Origin of the sequence: Pseudomonas sp., assembly GCF_050739655.1 — a bacterium.
Classification (GTDB): domain Bacteria; phylum Pseudomonadota; class Gammaproteobacteria; order Pseudomonadales; family Pseudomonadaceae; genus Aquipseudomonas.
In genome coordinates, this window is record NZ_JBOIBY010000532.1 from 1 (window position 1) to 5,322 (window position 5,322).

Below are 5,322 nucleotides of genomic sequence, written 5' to 3' on the forward strand. Positions count from 1 at the left end.
CCTACAAATGCCTTAAATGACCGGCATTAAGGCTTGCCCGCGAAGACGGCAGTATATTCAGCAAAGATATCGTCAGATATACCGCTTTCGCGAGCAAGCTTCGCTCCTACAGGGGCCATAAACGACAAAACCCGCCACAGGGGCGGGTTTTGTGTGCAATTGCAGTCTTACGCCGGGAACAGCTCGGACAGTTTCATTGCCAGCATCATGTCGCCTTCAGCGCGCAGCTTGCCGCCCATGAACGCTTGCATGCCGTCGGTTTCACCGCTGACGATGCCTTCCAGGGTTTCGCCGTCCATCACCAGGGTCACCTGGGCGTCCGGGTTTTCGCCTTCTTGCAGCTCACAGGTGCTGTCTTTAACGATCAGCGAGAAATTCTTGGTGTCGTCGATGCGGAAACCGAAGACCAGGTCCAGACCGGCAGCAGCGGCTGGGTTGAACTTGGCTTTCATTGCTTGTACGGCATCTGCTACGGAGGTCATGGTTTGATCCTTTTTCTGGTATTTAAAGCAGGGTAATAAGAGCTGGGTGGTTACAGCCAGGGTCACAATAATCCGAACTCAGCGAAACGTGATGAGTTCCGGGGCCTTCAGCAGTTGCAGGTGCGCATGACTGTTGAAGGAAGCCAGGGCCACCTCGCGGCCACGAAACTTCAGGTGGTTGAGCGAGGTGTTGACGATTTGCCAGTTCAGCTCAAAAGCCTGTTTGGCAGGCATTTGCGTAATGAGGTGGAGCAGGGCGGTGATGGTGCCGCCGGAGGTGAATACGGCAATCTTCTGCGTGTTGTCGGCCTGTTCGAGGATGCGATGCAGGCCGGCCTGCACGCGTTCGACAAAACCCAGCCAGCTTTCCAGGCCAGGTGTGTCATACGTACCGGCCAGCCAGCGCTCGATGATCAAGGCGAAGATCCGCTGGAACTCACCGCGGTTTTGCGCGGCGTTACGCAGGATGTTCAGCGCTTCGGGTTCGTCCGGCAGCATGGCGGGTAGCAGCGCGCGAATCACCGCGTCGGCGTCGAATTCATTGAAGGCGCTATCGGTTTCGAGGACTGGAACAGGCAAACCCACGGCCGCGAACTGTTGCAGCGCACTGTTGGCGGTGTGCTGCTGGCGACGCAGGTCGCCTGCAAGGCAGCGATCGAAACTGATGCCGAGCTGTGCCAGGTGCTGGCCGAGGATTTCTGCCTGGCGAATACCGGTCGGCGACAGGACGTCATAGTCGTCTGCACCAAAGGAGGCCTGGCCATGTCGAATCAAATAGATACTGCCCACGTCCGCTTCATCCCGGTACGTTGAAGGTTTGGCGAGGTTATGAGGATGACAGTGACCTGTCAATGAAAAAACATACGCTTGTTTGAAATGCTCGTTGCACGGCGGTTGCCATCAGTTTCACGGCTGGTCGCAGGGCCAGCGCATGGGTATGCTGGAGGCATCCCGCGCGCGTAGATGTCGCGCATCGTTTGAGGAGTCCCTGTGGAGTTTTTGTCCGAGTACGCCGTTTTTCTGGCCAAGACCGTGACCCTGGTGATCGCCATTCTGGTGGTCCTGGGCAGTTTTGCGGCACTGCGCAGTAAAGGTCGACGCAAATCGGCCGGCCAGTTGCAGGTCAGCAAGCTCAATGATTTCTACAAAGGGCTGCGTGAACGCCTGGAGCAAACCTTGCTCGACAAGGATCAGCTCAAGGCTTTGCGCAAATCCCAGTCCAAAACCGAGAAGAAGCAGAAGAAAAAGCCTGAGGCGAAACCCCGGGTTTTCGTGCTGGATTTCGACGGTGACATCAAGGCATCGGCCACTGAAAGTCTGCGTCACGAAATCACCGCGCTGCTGACGCTGGCCACGCCGAACGATGAAGTGGTGTTGCGCCTGGAAAGCGGCGGCGGCATGGTTCACAGTTACGGCCTGGCATCCTCGCAACTGGCACGTATCCGCGAGGCAGGCGTGCCGTTGACCGTGTGCATCGACAAGGTGGCGGCCAGCGGCGGCTACATGATGGCGTGCATTGGCGAGAAGATCATCAGCGCACCCTTTGCGATTCTCGGTTCGATCGGTGTGGTGGCGCAGTTGCCCAACGTCAATCGCCTGCTGAAAAAGCACGACATCGACTTCGAAGTACTGACCGCCGGTGAGTACAAGCGCACATTGACCGTGTTTGGCGAAAACACCGAGAAGGGCCGGGAGAAGTTCCAGGAAGACCTGGACATCACCCATCAGCTGTTCAAGAACTTTGTGGCTCGCTATCGTCCGCAACTGGCCATCGACGAAGTGGCCACGGGTGAAATCTGGCTCGGTGTCGCGGCGCTGGACAAGCAATTGGTGGACGAGCTGAAGACCAGCGACGAGTACCTGGCCGAACGCGCCAAGCAGTCCGAGCTGTATCACCTGCATTATTCCGAACGCAAAAGCCTGCAGGAACGCATCGGCGTGGCCGCCAGCGGTTCGATTGACCGAGTGTTGTTGAGTTGGTGGAGTCGCCTGACCCAGCAACGCTTCTGGTAATGGCTGGCAGTCGCCAGCCTTCACCACGCTCCTGAATGAACGGCATTACACCCTGAGGTGTAATGCCGTTTTTTTTGCGGTTGGAAGTGATCAAGGGGTGACGATGTTGTATTGCCCGTTGAAGCTGTCGAGCATCGACAGCAATTCACCCAGCTTCTTGCCATCGCCCTGAACCCGAACAACTTGCCCAGTGCATTGAGACCGGGCGTCGGTACCTGGGGACATGACGAGCTCAAGCTTTGGAAGGACATCTGGGCGGCGGGGCAGGGCGTGGGCAATATTGATGAGGTGATGACGGTTGCTGAACTGGTTGATCGTCTTGAGGATGAGTATCGCGACGCGCACCCAGCACATCCCCTGTAGGAGCTGCCGAGTGCAACGAGGCTGCGATCTTTTGATCTTCAAAAGGCATGATCAAAAGATCGCAGCCTGCGGCAGCTCCTACAGTTCACCTTATGCCAATGCTTACTCCACCGCCTCGGCCACTCCCTGATCCTCACCCAGAAATCCACCACTCTGGTGCTGCCACAGCCGCGCATAGGTGCCGTTCTTCACGAGCAGTTCGGCGTGCGTACCCTGTTCGATGATGCGTCCATCATCCATGACAATGAGCCGATCCATGGCCGCGATCGTTGACAGACGATGGGCGATGGCGATAACGGTCTTGCCCTGCATCATTTCATCGAGGCTTTCCTGGATGGCGACTTCGACTTCCGAATCCAGGGCGCTGGTGGCCTCGTCCAGTAGCAGGATCGGGGCGTTCTTGAGCATCACCCGGGCGATGGCGATGCGTTGGCGCTGGCCGCCCGACAGCTTGATGCCACGTTCGCCCACCAGGGTGTCGTAGCCAGAATGGCCTTGCGGGTCCCGCAGTTGGCTGATGAAACCATCGGCCTGGGCGTTGGCTGCGGCACGGCGAATTTGCGCGTCCGTTGCATCCGGGCGGCCGTAGGCGATGTTGTCGCGAATGGAGCGGTGCAGCAGGGAAGTGTCTTGAGTGACCATGCCGATGGCACTTCGCAGGCTGTCTTGTGTTACCTGAGCGATGTTTTGCCCGTCGATGCGAATCTCACCACTGTCCACATCGTAGAAGCGCAGCAGCAGGTTGATCAGCGTGGACTTGCCGGCACCGGATCGGCCCACCAGGCCAATTTTTTCCCCCGGGCGGATGTTCAGGCTCAGGCCATCGAGTACCTGGCGTTCGCCACCGTAGTTGAAGCTCACCTTGTCGAATGTCACCGCGCCCCCAGCGGGCACCAGCACGCCAGCGTCCGGCGCGTCCTGTACCTTGGGGCCGCGGGTCAGGGTCGCCATGCCATCGTGCACAGTGCCGATGCTTTCGAACAACGAGGTCATTTGCCACATGATCCAGTGCGACATGCCATTGATACGTAGCGCCATGGCGGTAATCGCCGCGACGGCCCCCGCGCCGACTTCGCCCTGATGCCACAGCCACAGGGCATAGCCGCCGGCGCCAAGGATCAGCCCGACCACCAACGTCTGATTGACGATTTCGAATTGGCTCACCAGACGCATCTGACGAAAGCCTGTTTGCTTGAAATCTTCCATCGCCGCCCGCGCGAAATGCGCCTCGCGTTTGGAGTGCGAGAACAGTTTTACGGTTGTGATGTTGGTGTAGGCATCCGAGATGCGTCCGGTCATCGACGACCGCGCATGGGCCTGTTCCTGCCCGACTTGCCCCAGGCGTGGCACGAAGTACAGCATGGCCAACCCGAACAACGCGACCCAGGCAATGAACGGCAGCATCAGTTTCAGGGCGAAGCCGCCGGCCAGCGCGATGATCGCTATGAAGTACACCCCGATCCCCGGAGCGATTTCGATAATGGTGAACAGCACTTCGCGCACGGCCAATGCCGTCTGCATCACCTTGGTCGTCACCCGGCCAGAGAACTCATCGGAAAAGAAAGAAAGGCTTTGCCGCAGCATCAGACGATGGAAGTCCCAGCGCAGGCGCAGCGGCAGATTGATCGCCAAAATCTGGTGCTGAACCATGGTGCGCAGCGCCACCAGCCCGATACTGGTGACCAAAACGATCCCGATGCCCCACAGCATGCGGCTTTCTTGCCCCTGTGCATCGCCGCCTGCCTGCCAAATCGAGAGCAAGTCCACAACCTGCCCAAGAAAGGAAAACAACCAGGCTTCGTAAATCGACACGCTGGCACTGAGCAGCGCCAACGCAAGGATATAACCGCGTGCACCTCGGGTGCAGGCCCACAGAAATCGCCCCAAACCAACCGGTGGCGGCGGTAACTCGTCAGGCGGGAAAGGGTCGAGTCTTCGTTCAAACACACGAAGCATTGTGGCCTCCTAAATGGTCAAGTGAAGGGGATTCTGCCATTTAATGGTTGCTTTGAGGGTTTTGAAGGTTAGAGGAGCCACGCTCCATCAGTACATCAACTCGACTTTGCACTGAGCGCAACGCTCAATCCGCGAACTGACCTGAGTCCGATGGAAATAGCCCTGGATGTAGAGCTTCAGCAACATGGCCGCCAGAACCCGATCGAGAGCGCACTCGGTATACAGGGGCGGGCTTAATGAATCGCGAGTGCGGCCAGGGTGAGGCCAGCGACCAACTCGGCGGGAATCCGCTTCAGGTCTAACGGCAGCAAGCCTTGCAGAATGGGAAGATGGAATCTTTAAAAAGAACATCACCGCGCCCAGCGTCCGCTTGGCCGGCAAATTGCTGTCCTCGATCCAGTACCAGTAGTCGCGGTAGGGCACGGCGACGTAGGCGTGCTTGGGCCGTTCCTTGCTGCTATGGATGTGGATCTGCGTCGTCGGACTGTCCGCATTGCCGTCCTGGAAG

The 5,322-nt window shown here is 58.3% G+C and carries 5 protein-coding genes and 1 pseudogene; 1 reads left to right on the forward strand and 5 read right to left on the reverse strand.

The genetic code is table 11. The features are described from left to right. Positions 1–167: 167 nt before the first annotated feature. The gene (locus ACRESJ_RS25325) at positions 168–482 is read right to left on the reverse strand and encodes an SCP2 sterol-binding domain-containing protein (RefSeq protein ID WP_008154977.1); all 315 of its coding nucleotides are present in this window, start codon (positions 480–482) and stop codon (positions 168–170) included. A 78-nt stretch (positions 483–560) separates the two neighbouring features. Then, on the reverse strand, positions 561–1,271 hold the full coding sequence (locus tag ACRESJ_RS25330) for a histidine phosphatase family protein (RefSeq protein ID WP_431760354.1): 711 nt from the start codon (positions 1,269–1,271) through the stop codon (positions 561–563). 201 nt (positions 1,272–1,472) lie between these two features. Between ACRESJ_RS25330 and sohB the strand changes: the two genes are divergently transcribed. Continuing rightward, positions 1,473–2,495 (forward strand): protease SohB, encoded by a 1,023-nt coding sequence (sohB, locus tag ACRESJ_RS25335; RefSeq protein WP_431760355.1) that lies wholly within the window; start codon positions 1,473–1,475, stop codon positions 2,493–2,495. Positions 2,496–2,585: 90 nt separating this feature from the next. Here sohB and ACRESJ_RS25340 read toward each other — a convergent pair whose 3' ends face one another. The 3 genes and pseudogenes from ACRESJ_RS25340 to ACRESJ_RS25350 form a co-directional block, all read right to left on the reverse strand. Continuing rightward, positions 2,586–2,720 (reverse strand): alkyl sulfatase C-terminal domain-containing protein, encoded by a 135-nt coding sequence (locus ACRESJ_RS25340; protein WP_431760356.1) that lies wholly within the window; start codon positions 2,718–2,720, stop codon positions 2,586–2,588. Positions 2,721–2,960: 240 nt separating this feature from the next. Then, positions 2,961–4,814, reverse strand: coding sequence for an ABC transporter ATP-binding protein (locus tag ACRESJ_RS25345; protein ID WP_431760357.1), 1,854 nt, complete (start codon positions 4,812–4,814; stop codon positions 2,961–2,963). A gap of 87 nt (positions 4,815–4,901) precedes the next feature. Then, positions 4,902–5,322 (reverse strand): annotated as a pseudogene (locus ACRESJ_RS25350) (hypothetical protein); the annotation flags it as partial.